14 protein-coding genes are annotated in these 22,554 nt (G+C 38.9%); 6 read left to right on the top strand and 8 right to left on the bottom strand.

Annotated features, from left to right (window positions below; all coding sequences use genetic code 11):
* Positions 1-51 precede the first annotated feature (51 nt).
* A complete protein-coding gene (gene tnpA / locus BQ2683_RS12260; protein ID WP_069989284.1) occupies positions 52-459 on the top strand; it encodes an IS200/IS605 family transposase in 408 nt (135 codons plus the stop codon).
* A gap of 184 nt (positions 460-643) precedes the next feature.
* Here the strand turns inward: tnpA (BQ2683_RS12260) and BQ2683_RS12255 are convergent, their stop codons facing one another.
* From BQ2683_RS12255 to adhE, 6 genes are all read right to left on the bottom strand, one after another.
* On the bottom strand, positions 644-1,720 hold the full coding sequence (locus BQ2683_RS12255) for a zinc-ribbon domain-containing protein (RefSeq protein WP_069989281.1): 1,077 nt from the start codon (positions 1,718-1,720) through the stop codon (positions 644-646).
* 216 nt (positions 1,721-1,936) lie between these two features.
* Positions 1,937-3,199, bottom strand: a complete 1,263-nt coding sequence (locus BQ2683_RS12250; protein WP_069989280.1) for an aspartate aminotransferase type Ic — start codon at positions 3,197-3,199, stop codon at positions 1,937-1,939.
* Between the two features lie 278 nt (positions 3,200-3,477).
* A complete protein-coding gene (gene pyrE / locus BQ2683_RS12245; protein WP_069989279.1) occupies positions 3,478-4,140 on the bottom strand; it encodes an orotate phosphoribosyltransferase in 663 nt (220 codons plus the stop codon).
* A 416-nt stretch (positions 4,141-4,556) separates the two neighbouring features.
* Positions 4,557-5,120 (bottom strand): manganese efflux pump MntP, encoded by a 564-nt coding sequence (locus BQ2683_RS12240; RefSeq protein ID WP_069989278.1) that lies wholly within the window; start codon positions 5,118-5,120, stop codon positions 4,557-4,559.
* A gap of 79 nt (positions 5,121-5,199) precedes the next feature.
* Complete coding sequence (gene tgt / locus BQ2683_RS12235) at positions 5,200-6,330, bottom strand: tRNA guanosine(34) transglycosylase Tgt (protein WP_069989277.1); 1,131 nt, start codon at positions 6,328-6,330, stop codon at positions 5,200-5,202.
* A 698-nt stretch (positions 6,331-7,028) separates the two neighbouring features.
* Entirely contained in the window at positions 7,029-9,644 is a 2,616-nt protein-coding gene (gene adhE, locus BQ2683_RS12230) for a bifunctional acetaldehyde-CoA/alcohol dehydrogenase (RefSeq protein ID WP_069989276.1), read from the bottom strand.
* A 214-nt stretch (positions 9,645-9,858) separates the two neighbouring features.
* Between adhE and BQ2683_RS12225 the strand changes: the two genes are divergently transcribed.
* The 4 genes from BQ2683_RS12225 to tnpA (BQ2683_RS12210) all read left to right on the top strand — a co-directional run bounded on the left by BQ2683_RS12225 (position 9,859) and on the right by tnpA (BQ2683_RS12210) (position 13,624).
* Positions 9,859-10,176 carry a cupin domain-containing protein gene (locus BQ2683_RS12225; protein WP_069989275.1) on the top strand — a complete coding sequence of 106 codons (318 nt, stop codon included), beginning with the start codon at positions 9,859-9,861 and terminating at the stop codon, positions 10,174-10,176.
* A 13-nt stretch (positions 10,177-10,189) separates the two neighbouring features.
* Positions 10,190-10,858, top strand: a complete 669-nt coding sequence (trmB, locus tag BQ2683_RS12220; protein ID WP_069989274.1) for a tRNA (guanosine(46)-N7)-methyltransferase TrmB — start codon at positions 10,190-10,192, stop codon at positions 10,856-10,858.
* A gap of 299 nt (positions 10,859-11,157) precedes the next feature.
* Positions 11,158-12,978: a glutamine--fructose-6-phosphate transaminase (isomerizing) gene (gene glmS, locus BQ2683_RS12215; RefSeq protein ID WP_069989273.1), complete on the top strand. Its 1,821-nt coding sequence runs from the start codon at positions 11,158-11,160 to the stop codon at positions 12,976-12,978.
* A gap of 184 nt (positions 12,979-13,162) precedes the next feature.
* The gene (gene tnpA, locus BQ2683_RS12210) at positions 13,163-13,624 is read left to right on the top strand and encodes an IS200/IS605 family transposase (RefSeq protein ID WP_069989272.1); all 462 of its coding nucleotides are present in this window, start codon (positions 13,163-13,165) and stop codon (positions 13,622-13,624) included.
* 412 nt (positions 13,625-14,036) lie between these two features.
* Here tnpA (BQ2683_RS12210) and BQ2683_RS12205 read toward each other — a convergent pair whose 3' ends face one another.
* Positions 14,037-17,336, bottom strand: a complete 3,300-nt coding sequence (locus BQ2683_RS12205; RefSeq protein ID WP_069989271.1) for a glycosyl hydrolase — start codon at positions 17,334-17,336, stop codon at positions 14,037-14,039.
* 199 nt (positions 17,337-17,535) lie between these two features.
* On the opposite strand from BQ2683_RS12205, the gene BQ2683_RS12200 reads away from it, so the two are divergent.
* Positions 17,536-18,474, top strand: a complete 939-nt coding sequence (locus BQ2683_RS12200; RefSeq protein WP_069989270.1) for an AraC family transcriptional regulator — start codon at positions 17,536-17,538, stop codon at positions 18,472-18,474.
* Positions 18,475-18,579: 105 nt separating this feature from the next.
* Here the strand turns inward: BQ2683_RS12200 and BQ2683_RS12195 are convergent, their stop codons facing one another.
* Positions 18,580-22,476: a glycosyl hydrolase gene (locus tag BQ2683_RS12195; RefSeq protein ID WP_069989269.1), complete on the bottom strand. Its 3,897-nt coding sequence runs from the start codon at positions 22,474-22,476 to the stop codon at positions 18,580-18,582.
* Positions 22,477-22,554 lie beyond the last annotated feature (78 nt).

Below are 22,554 nucleotides of genomic sequence, written 5' to 3'. Positions count from 1 at the left end.
TATAAGTGCGGCCTGACAACTGCACAAAAAACCAAAAGGAGGGCATTCGAGATGAATGACAATAAAAGTTTAGCACACACAACATGGAATTGCAAATATCACATAGTCTTTGCGCCAAAATACAGAAGGCAAATTTTCTATGGAGAGCACAGAGTAGAAGTGGGGAAAATATTAAGGGAATTGTGCGAATGGAAAGGGATAACGATAATAGAGGCGGAAGTGTGCCCAAATCACATACACATGCTGGTAGGAATACCACCAAAAGAAAGTGTATCAGGATTCATGGGATATTTGAAAGGAAAAAACCGAAGCTTTTGGTGCAGGGGATACTATGTAGATACAGTAGGGAAGAATAAGAAAAAGATAGCAGAGTATATACAAAATCAGCTGAAAGAAGGCCAATTACATGACCAACTAACATTGAAAGAATACATGGACCCGTTTACGGGTAGCAAGTAACAATCCATTCGCAGGTGTGAGGACGTAAAAAGCGCCTGGGGGCGCTGCTAGTAACAGAGCCTTACAGGCGCATCTGTAAAACCCCCGGCTATGCCGGGGGATATTTATTGTTCACAACTATTTTGATATCAAATCTGGTTTCCTTTCACATTTAGAAACTGGAAAGATCATATTTGATATACTTTTATGCCTCTTTAGAAGAGGTATCATTTGGATTTGGAATAACGGATTTCATATCTTCTACAACACTATTTAAATCTTTTAAATCCTGATTTAAATCAGAAATATAAGTGATATAGCTTCCAGAAATATAGATAACCGTATTGTACAATTCATCATAAGAAGTTTGTGCTTCTTCTACTACCTGTTGGATTTTTTGAAGTTCCTCATCTTCTGGATCTGGAAGTTCCCCAGTTAAATTATCATATAAGTCGTCAATAATACCATCGGTGGATTCAATAGCAGAGATCTCATCTGCATTATCTTCCCTTGCGGCTGCTATTGCACTGTCTGGGTCATAAATTGTGTGCCCTTCATAATATGTTTTACCATCAATATAAGCATCCCAATAATCCACATAATCTGAACCTAACATTCCAACTTGGTATGCGTTTGTTACAATAGCGCTGTAATAACTATAAGCGTCCTCTTTGTATTGAGCGATTGCCTCCTGTTTTTCTTTTTCTGCTTGGATAGAACTATAAATAAAATATCCGGCAATTCCACCAGCAATTAAGAGGATAGCTAACACGATAGAAAGGATAATAACTAGTTTCTTTTTGCTTTTCTTTTGCGGTGTCATTCCCATTGGGGGAACTCCTGGTGGGATAAAATTAGGGTCTGTTGGTATCATATCAGGCTGTGGTTGACCATCTACAGGTATTCCAGCATTTGGGTTAGATTGGTTTGAAATTGGTTGCACTGGATGCCCACATAGGGAGCAAAAATTTTCGTTCTCTTGGATTGGAGAACCACAATTTTGACAGAAACTTGGTGGAACCATTTCTATCTGTTCTTTTAAATCTGTTTGCTCCGTTGGCAATTCCTGTTCTACTGGTTCTGTTTCAACAGATGCTTCTACTGATTGTTCAGTGGTTTCCTGTTTTTTTCGATATTCTGAACATGTTTCAATACAGCATCCATGGCTGGTTTCCCAACACTCTTTATGGTAAACGGTACCACATCCTGGGCAAATTATGGTTTCCTGCTCCCCAATTTCTTTTTGGCATATAGGGCATATTGGATTTTTGGTTTCCTCCATACCATACTCCTCCTTCTTCATTTATCAATAATATCATATCATATTTCCCTATATTTTTCAATTCAAAATCACAACTCCTGTTGTTTTTTTGAATATTTTGTCGATATTTCTAACTGTACCATTATATTCTGTGCAAAAGCAATATAATAAAAATCCTCTATGTATTTGGATTAACATAGAGGGAATTATTATGATGTTATGCTTTACAATGGAAAATTATTCTTCCATTAATTTTTCTACACTTGCCAATTTTACGCAGATACAGAATAACTGCATCGCTTGTTCCAGTTCTTCTACTGGTGGGAAAGTTGGCGCAATACGAATATTGGAATCGTTTACGTCAATTCCATATGGAAAAGTTGCTCCAACACCTGTTAAGGTAACGCCGGCTTGTTTACATAACTCGCCCACACGTTTTGCACAACCATTCATTGTATTAAAGGAAACAAAATAGCCACCCTTTGGTTTGGTCCAGCGTGCAATCTCCAATGGAGCGATCTCGCGATCCAAATAGTCCAAAACAATATCAAATTTTGGTTTAATGGAAGCAGCGTGTTTTTTCATGTGTTCTGTTAAAAATTCTTGGCTCTTTAAATATTTGCAATGACGGATTTGATTTAATTTATCATATCCAATTGTTTGTACTGTCATTAATTTTAAAATCCATTTGATATTGGACTCACTTGCAGCCATTGCCGCTACTCCTGCACCTGGAAATGTAATTTTTGAAGTAGAACAAAATTCATAAACCATATCCTGATTGTTATATTTTTTACATTCCTCAAAGATATTTAACAGTTCGTCATGTTCATCACTTAAATGGTGAACCACATAGGCATTATCCCAGAAAATACGGAAATCAGGTGCCGCTGGCTTTAACGCAGCAAAACGGCGTACCACATCATCGGAATAAGTAATACCAGTAGGATTTGAATATTTAGGAACACACCAAATTCCTTTTACACTAGCATCTGTATTAACTAGTTTTTCTATTTGATCCATATCCGGGCCATTTTCGTCCATAGGAATATTGACCATTTCAATATTCATCAACTCTGTAATAGCAAAGTGGCGGTCATACCCTGGCACTGGACATAGGAATTTTACTTTTTCCTGTTTGGACCATGGCTGATTACCCATAATGCCAAATTGCATTGCCCGAGCAATTGTATCATACATCAATTGTAAACTGGAGTTTCCACCAACAATAATATTTTCTGGCTGTACTTCTAATAGGTTCGCAAAGAATTTTTTTGCGGCAGGGATTCCATCTAAAATACCATAGTTACCTGCTTTTAAAATTTCTTCTGGTGTTAAGCATCGTAACATCTCCATAGAAAGCGCAATTTGTTCTACGCTAGGTTTTCCGCGGGACATATCTAATTTTACACCTAACTCTTTAAAAGCGTTATATTGTTTTTGTAAATTTGCTTTTTCTGTAGCTAATTGTTCTTTTGTCAAACTTGCATAAGAAGCCATGATGCTCCACCTTTCAAAAAATGATAGTTTACCTTATTATTATACTATATATTTCAAAAAATGCAAGATCAAAATAAAATTCTTGCAAACTTAAAATGACGAATTTTAGGTTTTTTCAAACCTGGTTTATGTGCAGGTTTTTTGTGACGGTTATATCAGAGTAAAAATGGATAAAAAACAATAAATAAAAGCTTGAATGAATCATTTATCTGTTTTAGTTGCAAAAAATAAAAAAACCTGTGGATTTCTCACAGGTTTTTTGTTTATATACTTCTTTCTTAGAATACACAATACTGTTCCATATATTGTTCCATATGGGTGAGGATATCAGCATCTGTCCCTTGTTCAACCAGATAATCATGGATATCTTTTACTGTTACAATAGAATGTACTTGAATGCCGAACTCTTCCATAACCTCCATTACCGCTGTTTTACCAGGATTTTGTCCAACTTCACAGCGATTTACCGAGATGAACATATCATTTACAGTAACATCTGCACACCCTTTTAAAATTGGCATAGTTTCACGGATTGCGGTGCCTGCTGTAATTACATCTTCAATGATAATGATGCGGTCACCATCTTTAGGTTTATACCCAACAATGCTGCCACCTTCTCCATGGTCTTTTACCTCTTTTCGGTTAAAGAAATATGGTTTATCAATTTGATAATCCCTTGCCAATGATGCAGCTGTAGCTGTTGCCAATGGAATGCCTTTATAGGCTGGGCCAAACATCGCTTCAAACTGGTCACCGCAGGTTTCTTTTACCAAAGTGGCATAAAATTTACCTAAAGTCGCAATCTGTGCGCCAGTTTTGTAGTTTCCTGTATTCACAAAATAGGGGGTATTTCTTCCGCTCTTGGTCACAAAATTACCAAAACGCAAAACATCAGCGCTCATCATAAATTCTATAAACTCTTTTTTTGCAGGTGTCAACATTTTTATCATCCTTCCGCCGTTTTTTTCTATTATACTATAAATACTGGATATTGTTCAACTATTTTTTTGATAGGATATTGGATGGACAAAATCAAATTAGTTTTATTGGCTCACTCCAAAAAATAAAATGAGACCATCATTTTATCCGCTATAACGAATATAGTTCAAATAAAGCTTTGTTCATATTTGTTGCAACTTTGCCTATCATGTAAAAAATAAAGATAATTTTTATTACCTATCTTTATTAGTAGACTATTTTGTTCCACCTAAACTTTTCATCCTTATCAGTAAGGTAGATGATTTTTGGTAAAAGCGGTAGATTACAAAATAGAAAGAGTTTGCTTGACAGCATTTCTAGTTTGACTAGAGAAATAGAATAGTAGTTACAAAAGGTATTCCCAATACTAGACTTATCATTATATGCCAAACATATGCTCTACAAAAATTTTAAGTCCGATTAGAATTAAGATAATGCCTCCTACAATTTCAGCTTTTTGCTTTAACAAATCTCCAAACTTTTTACCGATATAAACGGCAATAAAACTTAAAATAAAGGTTGTAGCAGCAATAATGCAAACCGAACTGATAATATTTACTGTTAAAGCTGCAAAACTAACTCCTACTGCCAATGCGTCAATACTAGTAGCGATTGCTTGCACCAATAATAGCCGGAAGGTTAATACCTTACAGACTGTGTGATCTTCATCCGATTTTACCGCCTCATACACCATTTTGCCACCGATGAATCCAAGTAGGATCAGAGCCAGCCAGTGGTCAATCGCATTCACTTTTTCGGCAAATACAGAACCGGCAAAATAGCCAATTAAAGGCATAATGCCTTGGAATAGTCCAAAAGCAAGAGCTGTTACAAAAGCATGTTTGACATGCATCTGTTTTAAACACATTCCATTTGTCATGGATACTGCTACCGCATCCATAGACAATCCGATTCCAATTAAAATAATTTCAAAATACCCCATGTTGTGCTGGTAATACCAGCGCACCCCCAAACTATTACAGAATTTTATTCTACCATCATATTTATGAAAGGGGAAAAATTTATATACGTCGATCTAAAATCGGAACATATTTTTCTTTAAATGTATCAAATGTATCGGTATCAATCGCTTCCCTAATCTTTTCCATTAATGTATTATAAAAATACAAATTGTGCATAACAGCTAAGCGGTTGGATAACATCTCTTTTGACTTAAACAGATGACGTAGATATGCTTTGGAAAAATGGCGGCAGGTTGGACAATCACAGTGTTCATCAATTGGGGTGTCATCCTTTTCATATTTGGCATTGTTTAAATTGATGACGCCATTCCAAGTATTCAGATGGCCATGGCGGGCATTTCGGCTTGGCATAACACAATCAAATAAATCCACACCACGGGATACCGCTTCGATAATATTGGTTGGTTTACCTACTCCCATTAAATAGCGAGGTTTTTCCAATGGCATATATGGGGTAACAGTACTAATAATATGGTACATCTCCTCTTTGGTTTCTCCAACTGCCAAGCCACCAATAGCGTAACCATCCAAATCCAATTCCACAATCTCTTTCATATGCTGTACTCGTAAGTCCTCATAAATACAGCCTTGGTTGATACCAAATAACATCTGGTTTGGATTAATGGTATCTGGCAAAGAATTTAACCGTTCCATTTCCGCCTTGCATCGATGCAGCCAACGGACGGTACGGTCACAGGAATGTTTGGTGTATTCATATGGGGAAGGGTTCTCGATACATTCATCAAATGCCATCGCGATGGTGGAACCCAGATTAGATTGGATTTGCATACTTTCTTCTGGACCCATAAAGATTCGTTTTCCATCTACATGGGAACTGAAATAAACCCCTTCTTCCTGTATTTTCCGCAAAGAAGCAAGGGAAAATACCTGAAATCCACCGCTATCGGTTAAAATTGGTCCGTTCCATCCCATAAAATGATGCAATCCACCTAATTCTTTAATTAATTTGTCTCCTGGGCGAATATGTAAATGATAGGTGTTACATAGTTCTACTTGGCATTTTAAATCTACCAAGTCATAGGAGGAAATACCGCCTTTAATTGCAGCTGCTGTTCCCACATTCATAAAAGCGGGAGTTTGTACAGTACCATGTACTGTAGTAAATGTCCCCCGGCGCGCTTCTCCTTGCTTTTTTAATAGTTGAAACATGGATAGCCCCTTTCTAATCTCAAATTTATTGTTATTCATTTTATTTTCATAAAGTTATCTTTATATTATAATATACGAATTGTTTCAGTTCAATAGAAAATCAGAAAGTTTTAAAAGATGAAGATGGATAATCACATGAATTTTGTTGGAAAAATGGATATATGTTTTTGGAAATATTGTAAAAAAAGAGGTTTGTATAACAATCTATGCAACATGTTATATTATAAAATTGGTAGTTCTTCAAGTAACTAAAAATACACAAGCAATTTAGATATCTGATATAAATGTAACAGTTAGATATACCGCAACAGAACAAAGTGGAGACTTTTTGGTAGCATAATACTTTGTTGATACAAAAAATTTATTGTGGCTTAAACGTCATAAAAGTTTTGGTTCTATTAGAGGTAGGTAAGCGGTCTTGGCTAACAATTACAATAAAATATTGCTAGTCCAATAAGAAATAGAGTTTGTCAGGAATCTAACCAAGGGTTTTGGAAGTTTGGGGGAAAATCTAGAATTAGGTGTGGCTAGTTAGGCTCCTAGAAGGAGAATGAACAATATTATTGCATCGCTTGCGCTGTAACGGATAAACCAGTGCGTTCCATGTCTAAGCAAACCACTAGTTTATTGGTGGTTTTGATGATAGATACAAAATGTCCCTGTACCGTTGGGGCCGGATACAGGGACAAGGAAAATTTCTATTCTTTTTCTTTTCCGTAATATGCTCTACGGTAGAGGTCTTTGATTTCCGAAATCAATGGGTAACGTGGATTTGCGGTGGTGCACTGGTCCTCATGTGCCTTTTCAGAGAGGTCATCCAGGTGTGCCATAAAGAGGGTTTCGTCTACATTGCAGCCTTGAATCGTTGGGGTGATGTTCAAGTCCGCATTGAGTTGACGGATTGCCTGTACCAGGCTGTGCACTCCTTCTTGTGGAGTAGCAGCTGGCAAGCCCAAGGTTTGGGCGATTTCCGCATACCGTTGATCCGCAATAAATTCGGAATATTTTGGCCAGGTCGCAAATTTGGTTGGCTTTTGCGCATTGTATTCAATTACCCATGGTAACAGGATAGCGTTTGCCCGGCCATGTGGAATATGGTATTCCCCACCTAATTTGTGCGCCATGGAGTGGTTCAATCCTAGGAACGCGTTGGTAAATGCCATCCCCGCAATGCAGGAAGCATTGTGCATTTTTTCCCGTGCAATTGGATCTCCTTCATAGGATTTTTTCAGGTTTTGGAAAACCAATTTGATTGCCTGTAAAGCCAAACCATCGGTAAAGTCAGAAGCCAATACGGATACATAAGCTTCGATTGCATGTGTTAAAACATCCATGCCGGTGTCGGCAATCAAACCTTTTGGTAAAGTCTGCACAAACTGTGGATCAATAATCGCCACATCTGGGGTCAACTCGTAATCCGCCAAAGGATATTTGATATTGTTGTTTTTATCGGTAATTACAGAGAACGAAGTTACCTCGGAACCGGTTCCAGATGTGGTTGGAATCGCCACCATTTTTGCTTTTTGTCCCAGATTAGGGAAGTGGAACGCACGTTTCCGGATATCCATAAATTTCAAGCGTAATCCATCAAAAGAAGTGTCAGGATGTTCGTAGAACAGCCACATGCCTTTTGCGGCGTCCATTGCGGAACCGCCACCCAGTGCGATAATCACATCCGGCTGGAAGCGGTTCATTGCTTCTACACCTCGCATAATGGTTTCTACGGATGGATCAGACTCTACATCGGAGAAAATTTCCGCATGGCAGTAGTTTTTCCGTTTTCTCAAATAGTGGAGAATTTTATCCACATTCCCCAGTTGTACCATCATTGGGTCGGTCACAATGAAAGCACGGCTGATTTCCGGCATTTTTTCCAGGTATTGGATAGAATCATGCTCAAAATAAATTTTTGGTGGGATTTTAAACCACTGCATATTTGTTCTCCTTTTGGCAACACGCTTGATGTTAATCAGGTTGGTGGTGGAAACATTTTGGGTAGTGGAATTCCGTCCAAAAGAACCACAACCTAAGGTTAAAGAAGGCATATTGGTATTGTAGATATCACCAACACCACCTTGAGAGGAAGGGGAATTCACCAGGATACGTCCTACCTGCATTTTTTCACCAAAAGCAGCAACCATATCATTGTCTTTGGTGTGGATGGAAGCGGAGTGGCCCATACCGCCTAGGATTAACATCTGTTTGGAGAGGTCAAACCCTTGTTCTACGCTGTCTACCTCGATATAAGCCAGGACAGGGGAGAGCTTTTCTTTGGAAAGTGGATATTCTTCTCCAACGCCATCAATGGGAGCTACTAGAATTTTTGTTCCTTTTGGTACTTCGAATCCAGCCTGCTGTGCGATCCATTCTGCGGACTGTCCTACAATAGTACCATTTAATGTACAGCCTTTTTCTTTTGGGAAACAGAATTCCGATAATTGTTCTAATTCTTTTCCTTTTACAAAATAGCAGTTGTTGTCTTGTAAAATTTTACGGAATTCATCGGAAATTTCTTTGTCTATGATCACTGCCTGTTCGGATGCACAGATCATACCATTATCAAAGGTCTTAGAAAGCATGATATCGTTGGCGGCAGCTGGAACATCACAGGTTTTATTGATATAAGCTGGAACATTACCAGAACCAACTCCCAATGCTGGTTTTCCGGCACTATAGGCTGCTTTTACCATACCGGGTCCCCCTGTTGCCAAAATCATGTTTACCCCAGGATGGTTCATTAGTAAGCCAGTTGCCTCAATGGAAGGGGTGTCGATCCATTGGATACAGTTTTCAGGGGCGCCTGCCTGGATTGCAGCATCTCTCAAAATGCGTGCGGATTCGGCGGAACAGTTTTGAGCAGATGGATGGAACCCAAAAATAATTGGGTTACGGGACTTGATGGCAATTAACGCCTTGAACATTGTGGTAGAGGTTGGGTTCGTTACCGGTGTTACTCCGGCAATAACGCCGATTGGTTCCGCAACCTCCATATAGCCTTCCAGTTCATTGTCGTTGATAATACCAACAGTTTTTTCATCTTTAATACTATGCCAGATGTATTCGGTAGCAAACATGTTTTTAATAATTTTATCTTCACAAACACCTCGTTTGGTTTCTTCCACAGCCATTTTAGCTAGTTTCATATGGTTATCCAAACCAGCCAAAGCCATTTGGTGGACAATATGGTCCACTTGTTGTTGATTGAGGGACATAAACTCCTCTAAAGCGTTTTTTGCCTTGGATACCAGATTGTCAATCATTGCGGATGTATCTAAGGGTTGTTTTTCAATAGTTACTGTTTTGTTTGTAGCCATATAGGGAACCTCCTATTCATCACAGTGATATACCAACTAAGTTTGTTAAAGTTTTAACGATTTCTTGACTACATTATACCTGATTGTTAAAGTTTTGTCAATGTGTTTTTGAAAAATAATTTGAATTTTTCTTTTTTTCTCTATTATTGATTTTTATCCTGAAAATATGCTATAATGCTTTTCAGCTATTTGACTGGAATTTGAGGTGAAAAAAATGAACTTGTTTGCGTCACCAAAAGAAATTTTGCCACAGGAACAGGTGGAGGAACTGGTTTGTTCAAAAAGTGTTCGGATCGAAAAAATTGTTTCGCAAGGACATTGTTCTCCCAGTGGATTTTGGTACGATCAAACAGAGGATGAATGGGTTTCTGTATTACAAGGGAACGCTGTGATTCAGTTTGAGGACCATGAAATTTGTTTGCAGCCAGGGGACAGTTTGTTGATTCCCGCCCATCAGAAACACCGTGTTGCGGAAACTTCAGTAGAGCCAAATTGCATTTGGCTCTGTGTATTTGGAAATTTGACGAAATAAAGAGGATGAAATTATGAGAATTCGGACAAAACCTTGGGCTCGCCCAGAACTCTATGCTTGCGATTATTTTATTGAACAGCCAGAGCAATGCAAGGGAAAATGGAACCAGCTGTTTTCCAAAAATCAACCATTTCACTTGGAACTGGGATGTGGAAAAGGGGTATTTATCTCCGAGTTGGCTTATCAAAACCCAAATATCAATTATCTTGCGGTGGATATTAGCATGGATATTTTAGGGGTTGCCCGCCGGAATGTTGCTCAAATTTTTGGAGAAACTCCTGTAGAGAATTTAAAATTGACTTCTTTTAATATTGAATATATTGATGGAGTATTAAACCAACAGGATGCCATTCAGCGGATTTATATTTATTTTTGCAATCCCTGGAGCAAAAAACGCCATAAAAAACGCCGCTTAACCCATACCCGTCAGCTCTTAAAATACCGTGAGTTTTTAGCGGATAATGGAGAAATTTATTTTAAAACAGATGATGACGAATTATTTGAGGAATCCTTTGAGTATTTTGAACAGGCTGGATTTGAAATTGTTTACCAAACAAGGGATTTGCACCATAGCGATTACCCGGAGGATTTATTAACTACCGAACATGAAATAAAATTTACAGAGCAGGGGATTCCCACGAAATTTTTACTTGCCCGTAAAACAAACTTACCACAATTGTAAATTGAATTTTATAATTAGGAAAAAATTAAAAAAAAGATAAGCCACACCCACATAAAATATGTTATAATAAATTATCTATAAATATAGATCATTCGCAGTATCAAAGGGGGATAGAAAAATATACTGCAACAAAAGCGCCAGGCCTACTCAGGTGACGAGGTGAAAGGTAATCGAAATATTCGGCGGATACCTTTCCGGTTTATAAAAAGGACCGTTATGCCAGTTACAAAAAACAAATTTTTCTGTAACAAAAAGCTGGCAGCCTTTTATTTCAAAATAAGAAAGGATATGGATCAACTATGTGCGGCATCGTAGGATATGTTGGCAAACAGAATGCCACTGACGTATTAATAGATGGATTAAGAAAATTGGAGTACCGGGGATATGACTCCGCCGGTATTGCTGTATTTGAGAATCATAAAATCGTAATTGAAAAAGCAAAAGGTCGTTTGGATAACCTAGAACAGAAAATGGAAGAAACCCACCGCCCTACTGGACACTGTGGGATTGGCCATACCCGTTGGGCAACCCATGGGGAACCATCTGATGTAAACTCCCATCCACACGGAAATGAAAGAGTTACTATTGTCCATAATGGGATTATTGAGAACTATCAACAATTAAAGGAAAAGCTGGAACACAGAGGGTATAGCTTCCTCTCCGAAACAGACACTGAAAGTGTTGCAAAATTATTGGATTATTATTACAGTGGTGATCCAATCGAAACCCTACAAAAGGTAATTTCTGCGATTCAGGGCTCCTACGCTTTGGGAGTGATGTTTAAGGATAATCCAGGGACAATTTACGCAATCCGTAAAGAAAGCCCATTGATTGTAGGAGTTGGTAAAGGGGAGAACTTCATTGCGTCCGATGTTCCTGCAATCATCAAATACACCAAAGATTATTATCTACTGGATGAAAATGAAATTGCTGTTTTAACTCAGGATAGCGTTCATGTTTATGATCTTGATGGGGAAGAAATCCAAAAAGAACTACACACTGCGAATTGGGATGTAGAGGCAGCTGAAAAAGGCGGTTATCCTCACTTTATGATTAAGGAAATTCATGAACAGCCATCTGCATTTCGTAATACAGTATCCCCTCGAATTATTGATGGATTGCCAGATTTACAGTTGGAAAATTTATCAGATGAACATCTGAAATCAATTGAGCGGATCCATATTGTGGCTTGTGGAACCGCAATGCACGCAGGCATGGTAGGGAAGTATGTGATAGAAGAAATGGCACGTATTCCTGTTGATGTGGATGTAGCTTCTGAGTTCCGTTACCGCAATCCGATTTTAGGCAAAAATGATTTAGTAGTTATTATTTCACAATCCGGTGAAACTGCAGACACTCTGGCAGCGTTAAGGCTTGCCAAACAACAAGGGGTTCCTACATTAGCAATTGTCAACGTAGTTGGTTCCTCCATTGCAAGGGAAGCAGACAGCGTTTGTTATACCTGGGCTGGTCCAGAAATCGCTGTGGCAAGCACAAAAGCCTATATGGTTCAGCTGAGTGTGATGTATCTGCTGGCAGCGAAGTTCTCCCAGTTAAAAGGGACATTATCCGAAAATGAAGTACGAAGTTTTTGCGGTAAACTGATGGAAATTCCGGATTTACTGGAGACCGTCTTAGAACAGGCAGACAATTGCCAATACTTTGCAAGTAAATTCCAAAACGCACGGGATCTGTTCTTCATTGGACGTGGTGTGGATTATTCCTTGTCATTGGAAGGTTCCTTAAAATTAAAGGAAATCTCTTATATCCACAGCGAGGCTTACGCTGCTGGTGAACTGAAACATGGAACGATTTCGTTGATTACAGATGAAGTCCCAGTGGTGGCTATTGCGACCCAACAGGCGTTGTATGAAAAAATGATCAGCAATGTAAAAGAGGTAAAGGCACGTGGGGCGAAAGTATTACTCATCTGTCGGGAAGATGCTCCAGAGCAAAAGGATATTACTTCCTATCAGCTGAGAATCCCTCTGGTAGATGATATTTTGATGCCATTGTTGACTACCGTTCCACTCCAGCTTTTTGCTTATTATACCGCTGTATTACGTGGCTGTGATGTGGATAAACCAAGAAACTTAGCAAAATCTGTTACAGTAGAATAAACAGCAACAAACCCGTTCTGGATTTAAGCCAGAGCGGGTTTTCATTAGTGCTTTAGCGAGAAATCCTCGGCATAGCGGAGGATTTTAAAAACCACCCGCTATGCGGGTGAGATTCAAGCTTAAGCAAAGGAACATCCTTTCTGCTATAATGGTGATTGTTCAAGCCACCTAAAAAACAGAAAGGATGTTCCTCATGGCAAATAGTTTAGCACATACAAAATGGATATGCAAGTACCCTATCGTGTTTACCCCGAAATATCGAAGAAAAGTAATTTATAATCAGTTAAGAAAAGATATACGAGAAATCATTAAAGATTTGTGTAAATGGAAAGGTATAGAAATCATAGAAGGGAATATGATGCCAGATCATGTACACATCTTGATAAGTATCCCACCGAAAATGAGTGTGTCCAGTTTCACGGGGTATCTCAAAGGAAAAAGCGCAATGATGATTTTTGAGAGACATACAAACTTAAAATACAAGTTTGGAAATAGAAATTTCTGGGCAACAGGATATTATGTGAGTACAGTTGGCATCAATACATCGACTGTGCAAAAGTATATCCGAGAACAGGAGAAACAAGATCAAATCGAAGATAGTTTGAGTCGGAAAGAGTATAGTGACCCTTTTAAGGGTAGCAGGTAATCATACCACTTGTGGCTTGAACAAAGTGAAAGCCAGCGTCATTTAGGCGCTGGCTTGTTTTAAGGCCTTCTAGGCCTTGTTCATGCCACCCCTCTTAGGGATGGTCATGACTGATTATGGAAACCACCATCTATGCCGGTGGAGGTGCTTCGTAAAAAAGCTTTCGATTCAAGTATCAAGCGAAGCGAGCTACTAACAAGCAATCTAGCAAGTTTATCAAGCTCGGAAAGAAGCATAAGTGCCCGTTTACGGGCGGCGGAGCAGTGAAAGAATGTTCAGTAGTGCGTCTTTAGATGCCCGCCAGTAAAATGCCCTTCTAGGGCTCAATCAAGCCTCCGGATAAGCCGGAGGTCATGACAAACAGAAATCCCATCCTTTTATATTGAGAGAAAGAGAAAAAGGTTATAATAAGTTATTTTTTTCTGTGGGTAAACAATAGCGCTGCTCCTGCCAAAGCAACAATGGACAACGCCGTTGTTAGAGCAATATCTCCTGTTTGAGGAGAATTTACATTGTCATGAATAGGAGGGGAATTTTCTGAAACGTCAGATGATATAGGGTGATCAATATCTTGTGATGCTACCTTTGTGTATAATTTTAAAAAAGTATTTCCTACCATACCGTATTCATCTGGATAAAGCGCATTTTCCCCTAAAAGTTTCCAGTTTCCTTTTTCAGCATATCCTAATTCCAGCATAATATTCCGCAATGAGGAGGTTACCCGTACTTGAATTGTATTATCACCTGCTGTTACATAACCCGAAAGATCTGCTTTACCTGTGTTCATATCAATTGGTACTTGAGTTCCGTTAATCCAAACTGCCGCAGTGCCCCCATTAAAAGAATCCGCGCGAAATTCAATTGCCTGTTTGTCGTTGTCCCAGTCTTCTGGCAGATAAAATGTGTTTGTATAATTGCCTACGCCGGATACTGTTTCACCTACCTGTTCCAGTTTACTCCATGGAAGCAGCTCAGTCGTTCCCACTTCAATATTTGTTTTTTGGGTATGATAAGTTGCTTCTGTGGTAATATAGCCATAGCCTTTGTCTTCTGTTCGGGTAACCTTGTCGCCAGGGGTCCAGGATTCTACAGTTAAATTCCAATTTTCCAACTGAATATCCTCCGGTACTGTTACTTCCGTAGAATATGTGGTATTATCAGCATATGTTATTTGTGTTTTTCCAGATTGAGGCACATATAAAATGGTATTTCCGTTTTTTACAGTTACTTTTTCTACATTTTGTTTTTCTACTACTGGGTTGGAAGATTGATATGGATTTAATGCGAACACCATTACTTCACCAGGCTGGATGGCAATATCTATTACTGTCCTTCCATCCTGATAAGAATAATTTCCAATTTCATCTACTTCCCCAGACCACGTGTTGACACAATAAGGGGTGTAAATTCCATCCAATGAAATCTGCCCTTGATAGCTTTCAGTATCCTGATACATATAATTATATACATATAAATAGGTGGCTTCTGCTGATTTTCTCATTGCGGTTAACAAGGTTTGGTTGGATTCTGCAAAGGCAGCGCGTGGTTGAATGCCCATATTCTGGAGTGCTGTGTATGCTTTTGCTTCCGAATCAACACAAGCAACGGTTGGCTGAGCTTTTATCTGAGCCATAACTTCTGCTAACTCTCCATCTTTTCCATCCAAAGAGCCGGTTGTAATGGCAGCACTTTTGTTGTATTTTGTAACATCATAACGGGTGCGTTCTTCTGTAGAACCAGTGACAATCACAAGCGGCATGCCTTTTTTGGCCCAATCCAGTAAGACTTTTGCGCTATCCAGCGGCATTTCTTCCTGATAGATTAACAGTGCCTGATAAGCGACTCCATCTGCCTGAACCAATCCATTTTTACAGGTAATCGCTTCATCTTGTAAAAGATATGGAGAGAAATAATCATAAGTATACCCTGCATTTTGTAATGTTAGGTCTTTCCAGTAATATGCAGTCTGGTTTCTCATATCGTTATTGGCGTATTCTTTGACTACTTCGGAATATTGATCTCCACTACGGAATCCTCTACGGATCAGGGAACACTCAAAATTATAATCCGTCCTTAAAATTCCTAAATCCATCTGTGGAACACCCTGGCGTAAAACAGTTTGAATTCGGTTAATATGAGCCCAAAGTTCATTGTAATCTGTAGAAGCGGGCTGCCGTTTGTTAAAACGGTTTCCAAATAAATCCGACATACCTTCAAATCCAGGCCAGGAACAGTGTTCTTCTGGACCATAAGCAGCAGCATAACCGTGTGTCATTGTCTTTTGAATTCCAGATGCAAATTGGGTATAAAACAGTTGCCGATAGGTGTTATTGTTATCCCAGTAGTTTCCACCTGTAACTGCTGCGGTTTCGGAGGAATACACTTTATCATACAAATGCGCCCCACCAGCTTGGCTGCGGAAACTTTCAATCTCTCCGTTAAATTCAAGGGATTCGGTTTCTACATGGTCTAAGTAAGCTATTGGCTGAGAAATTTCCAACAATGTACCATAGGAGTTCTCCGCACGAAGTGTCATGTCAAAAGAGTGTAGCCAATCTGCTAATACTTCTAAGCAGTTTTGGGAATAAAGCTCGGTATTGGTCTGGTATTGATCATTCCGTATTTTTTGAGGGGTATCGTTGTTGCCGTCCAATTCATAAATGTAATTGGTGTTGTCCATACGTGCATAGCCTTCCATAATGAGAAGAGGAAGGTAAAGGCTCAGGTCATATCCACGTCTGGTATGGAACTGTTCTAAATAATCTTCGCACCAGAGGTTTCCTGTGGTATCTTCCCCATGGGGCTCCAGCTCTAAAGAATCCATATACATTTGCACATGTCCATTTTTTTGGATGGATTCCTTAAATTCAGGGGTTAAAACATGTTCATCCCAATAATTAATTAAGGCGTTGCTACCCTGTTTGGAATAATAATTAATGGTAAACGCAGTGGAAACAGCAGGTGCTGCTGTTTGCGATGTACCATACTGCCAGAATACAAATAGGGTATATTCACCATCTTCAGGCGTTGTATAGTCAATTGTCCATTCTCCATCTTGATTTTGTGTTGCCTGGCTTGTTACATCGGTTAAAGATTCTTCCGACAAATAGGTAATTCCATTGGTGTCAACATTGACTTTTTTGGCAGAAATGACCTTTATCAGTTTCATTTTTGTGGCATATGGAGTTAAGCTCACTTTCGGCAGAATCCCATTAAAATGTTCCCCAGCCTTTAATTCTACTGTTTGATAGCCCAATTCCTGTGCAGCAGTTTCTTCATCTGGTGTGATGGTAAACAGGTTTGCCGTCGACCAGTTCGTTCCGCTTGTAAATGAAACACCCATATCCCGTTTGGTACATTCATCTACAATCAGCTGGGTGTCTTCTACCCATTCTTTTGATCCCCAGGCATATGTAGCGTCATCTAAATAAGCGGATTCGTCCAAGGTTACAACTTCAACAGAACCAAATCCATAGCCGTACAATTCATCAATGGATTCTATCAGTGTTTCGTCGGTGTGGCTTCCTTCTGCTAACCACCAGCGGGCGCCTACTTTTTGTTCCATTTTAGGATTTTTCAAGATGTTTTCAATCGTTTCAGAAAAATTTTCTTGTTGGTTTTCCACAGCAGAACCAGTTGCCACACAAACAGTGGCAAACATACATTGTGCTAAAATAAACGCAACGATCTTGTGCATTAATTTTTGTTTCATATCTTTTCTCCTTTTAAAATTTAAAACGCATTTTATTGATAAGATCCTCTGAGATGCTTTTGTCGACGCTTTTATTATATCAATCAGAATTTATTTTTTCTGTAACAAATCATGCCTATTCATCAACATATTTTTACCTGTTTCTATTTATCATTATTTTTGTTATAATAAAATAAAAAACAACTATGGGGATGATCTTTTGAATTTATTACCATTCCATCTTGGCTATGCAGTATCAGAAGAACAGCAGGAAACCTGCATTAATCAATTTAAAAATAAAATATCCAATTTTGGGACCAAAGATTTTTCTCCTATATTGACAATTTTTCATCCTTCCTGGGTACATACCAAAATCCACCAACATCCTTTTTTTGAATTTTTGTATCTTTATAAAGGAAATTTAACTACTATTGTGGATGGGGAATCACTTGATTTGGTCGAAGGAGACTTATGTTTAATGAATTTGAATGCGAAACATCAGATTTTTCAAGGAGATAATACAAAGGATGTTGCGTTTAACCTTTTGGTTCTTCCAGAAGTATTCCAAGACTGTTTTCTCACTATTACTCATTCTTCTTCATTTATATCGTCTTTTTTCCAGGAAACATTTCAATATCAGATGAAATCCCAGAATTATCTTCTGTTCCATCGGGACAGCCAGGAGTGTATTTATGAAACAATCCTTCAACTTATGATTACCTGCGAACATTCTTCCAGAACAAACAAAAATGAATTATTATTGGGTTTATTTTCAACTTTGCTTACCGAATTGACCTATCAATATCAAAGATTTGCAACGTTAGGGGATCCTGAAAATAGGACTGGGAGGGACATTCATGAAATAATACAGTATATCACAGAGCATTCCAACCAGATTAACCTATCCAGTTTAGCGGAACATTTTAACTATGCGCCGGCTTATCTATCTCGGATGATTAAACAATATTGTGGACAGAGCTTTTCTGATATTCTATTAAATATCAGGCTTACACAAGCTGCCCAAAATTTAATTGAAACGGATGACTCCATCCAAGCTATTATGTACTCGATTGGTTATACAAATTCTACTTGGTTTATTCGTAAATTCAGAAATAAATATGGATTTACTCCAAAGGATTACCGAAAGCAACATCAATAAAGCGTTTGGTTATTGATGTAGATAAAATAAGTACCCTGGCTTTTCTATTAGAAAAACCGGGGTACTTATTTTATATTGAGAGAAAGAGAAAAAGGTTATAATAAGTTATTTTTTTCTGCGGGTAAACAATAGCGCTGCTCCTGCTAAAGTGATTGCTGCCAATCCTGCGATTGGTGCAAAGTCCCCTGTTTTTGCTGCGTTCGTTTTGGCAGTTATGGTTTCCTGTCCTGTCTGGATCGTATTTCCATCTACAGCTTCTATAGATGGTATTTCTGTTGTTGTGTCCTCTACTGTTACTAGGTCATCCATTGCTTTTTGTATATTCGCTACCGCTACATCTACTTCATTCTGAGTTGCGTTTTTGTTATCCATTACTGTGTTGGCTTCTGCTACTGCTGCTGTTAATGCACTGTAGGATTCTGCTGTGTATGCAGTTGCGTCCAGATTATTGGCTGCTGCCAATACTTCTTCCAGGATGGATTTATCCGCTTTGTATCTCAGATTGAGCATTGTATTCAGCAGATTATCTGCCACTTCATTAATTTCTGCCTGCATAGCATCGCCATCTTGATAGACTTTTTGTGCTTCTTTCAATGCTGTGATAAATTCCGTTTTACCTGTTTCTACATATTTATCCAGGTCAATCTTTTCCGCTGCTGCAATTAGTTGGTCCAATTCTGTTTTATCCCCTGCGGTAAAACCTAGTTTATGAATTTCATTCAATAAGTCTATCCATGCGGAATCTATTTCTTGTTGAGAAGCATACATATTCTCGGCAACAACTTTCGCATTTGTCAGCGCCTCATCGAAGGATTTTTGTACGCTTTCAATAGCGTTGTCATATTCGCTACTTGCTTTTGCGCTTTCCGCATAGGCAATGACAGAATTTAAGATACCTTTATTTACTGTTGCCACTTTGGTATAAGTTTGTAAAACTACATCTCCTGTCATACCATAGTTATCTGGTTGCATTTCACCCATCCAGCCGGAGTACTGCTGCTCAATCATTCTGTTACGTAAACTGCTGGTTACTCTTACCTGGATGGTATTTTCTCCAAGTTGTACATAGTCTGAAATATCAGCAATGCAACTGTCCATATCCACTGGAACTTGAGTTCCATTCACAAAGATTGCTGCTGTTCCTCCACAGAAGGAATCCGCGCAAAATTCTAATCCATTTGTTTTTACATTCCAGTTTTCCGGAAGGTTAAAGGTAGTAGTATAAGTACCAACACCGGATACTTCTGGGCCAACCTGTTGCATGTCTTTCCATGGAATTAATTCGGTTTCCCCTACATGGATATCCACTTTATTTGTGGTATAGGTTGCTTCGGTGGTTGTAATTCCATTTCTGGTTTCACTGCGGGTAATTTTATCACCAGGTTCCCAAGATTGTATGGTAACATCCCAGGTGCTTAGTGGGATGTCTTCTGGAACTTCCACGTTGGTTGAATATGTTTTCCCATCTGCGTATTGAACTGAAGCTGTTCCGCTCTCTGGAATATATAAGATATTAGAACCATTTTCCATGATTGATTTCTGTACATTTTTTGAAGAAATTACTGAATTTTCAACTTGGTTGTTGGGATCTAAAGCGAATACCATTACTTCACCAGGAGCTAAATTGACATCCAAGATGGTTTTGCCATCTTGGTAAGCACAATTGTTGATTTCCTCAATGTTTCCGCTCCAAGTATCCAGCACATATGGCTGGTAAATGCCATCTACCGCTACTTGTCCAGTATAGTAGTTATCAGGATTTTCATACATGTAGTTGTATAAATACAAATAACTTGCATCATCGTCCTTCCGCATAACTGAGAGCAATGTCTGGTTAGATTCGGTGTATTCTGCACGTGGATGAACTCCCAAACCGATTAAAGCATCATAGGCTTCTTCCTGTGTTTGTACAGCTGCAACATTATCTAAAGATTTGATTTCATCCATTACTTGGGCTAATTCCGCATCTTTTCCATCATTGCATCCTGTAGTAATAGCACCGCCATGGTTTATTTTCGTTACAGAGTTTTTGCCTGCGATGATTTCAGTAGTTTCCCCTTCTACAATTACTATTGGCAAGCCATCTTTTGCCCATTGTAATAAAGTTTGTGCGCTTTCGTAAGGCATTTCTTCTTGGTAAATCAGTAAAGCCTGATATGCTGGACCATCTGGCTGAACTAACCCATCCGCATAGGAGATATCACTATCCTGTAGTAGATAAGGGGAGAAATAATCATAAGTATAGCCAGCATTCTGTAATGTCTGGTCTCTCCAGTAATAGCCATCTTGGCGATGGAATGCGGAGTCAGCAATATCACTGTTCCAAATACCGTTATTCAGGTTATAATCTGTCCTTAAAATTCCCAAGTCCATCTGTGGAACCCCTTCACGCAGGACTTTTTGCAATCTTGTAATATGTTCCCCCATTACTTCTGGGTAATCAATGGCGTTTGGTTGGCGTTTATTAAAACGTTCTGCAAATTGTTTCCCCATACCTTCGTAACCTGGCCATTGTACATTTTGTTCTGGTCCATATTCGGAGGAATAGCCATGTACAACTGTTCTCTGAATTCCGGCTGCAAATTGAGTATAGAACATCTGTCGGAAATAATGGTTGTTGTTTTTGTAGTTTCCACCTAAGATTGCGCCCGTTTCGCTAGAGAACAGTTTGTTGTAAAGATGGGCACCGCCTGCCTGGGAACGATAACTATCCATTTCTACACCAAATTCCAAAGATTCTGTTTCTACATAATCCAGAGATTTAATCGGCTGGGAAATTTCTAATAATTGACCATAGGAGTTTTCCGCACGGAGTGTCATCCCCAATCCGTGAAGCCATTCTGTCAATACATCCAAGCAATTATCCATATACAGTTCTGTATTTACTTGGAACAAATCGTTGCGTATACCATCACATTTTTCTTCATTTTCCGCCAAAGTATATGGATAAGCAGGGACAGAGCCAAATCCTCCGCCACTGGACATAATCAAAATAGGGAGATATTTGCTGGCATCATAGCCACAGCGTTGTTCAAATTGTTCTAGAAAATCAGTGCACCAAAGGTTTTTGGTGGAATCTTTTCCTCTGGTTCCTAATTCCAAGGAATCCATATACATGGAAACATCGCCATTTTCTTTAATAAGGGATTTCATCTCATCAGTTAGTACATTTTCATCCCAATATTGGATTAATGCGTTTGTGCCCGCTTTATCAAAATAGTTAATGGTATAGGATTTTCCTGTTACAGCTGGTTTACGGGATTCGCCTGTACCATGTTGCCAGAATCCAAATAGGATATAGTCTCCATCATCTGGGGCTGTGTAATTGATATTCCAGGTTCCGTCTCCATTGGCAATAACTTGGTCAGAAATATCTGTGAGGGAATCCTCAACCAATTGGTTGGAACCAGGTTCTGCTCTCTTCGCAGCAATTACCTTGACAAATTTTAGTTTTGTAACGTCTTCTGGCAATTCTGGAGTAGGTAAAACACTATTAAATGTTTCCCCAGCAGAAAGTTCCACTGTTTTGTAACTTAATTCCTGGGAAGCAGATTCATCATCTGGGGTAATGTTGGTTAAGTTTGCAGTTGCCCAGTTTGTTCCGGAAGTAAAGCTGACACCCATTCCTAGCTTATTGCATTCTTCCATAATAACATGGGTGTCATGAATCCATTCTTCAGAGCCCCACGCATAAGTGGCATCATCCAAGTAAGCGGATTCATCTAAGGTAACAAATTCTACTGCACCAAAGCCATTGTTATATAATTCATGGATGGATTCTTTCAGGGTTTCGTCTGTATGAGAACCTTCCGCTAGCCACCACCTTGCTTCTGGATGGTAATCCAACTCAGGGTCTTGGAACTTATCATTCATTTTTTGGATAAAGCTATCCTGTGCAGTATCTGCGGACCCAATTGCGGATACAGAGGATGCCATACAGCTGGCTACCAGGGAAATCCCCAATACAACAGCCAACAATTTACTCAATTTTTTCTGTTTCAATTCATTTCCTCTCCTTTGTATTAGTTTTATTAGATTTGATGCGCACCTTATCTTGATTTTTATTATACGCTAGAAATA

The sequence above is a fragment of the Massilioclostridium coli genome, assembly GCF_900095865.1.
GTDB lineage: Bacteria > Bacillota > Clostridia > Oscillospirales > Ruminococcaceae > Massilioclostridium > Massilioclostridium facile.
The sequence above is the reverse complement of the archived record's forward strand: the minus strand, read 5'-3'. Positions and strand labels throughout refer to the sequence as shown.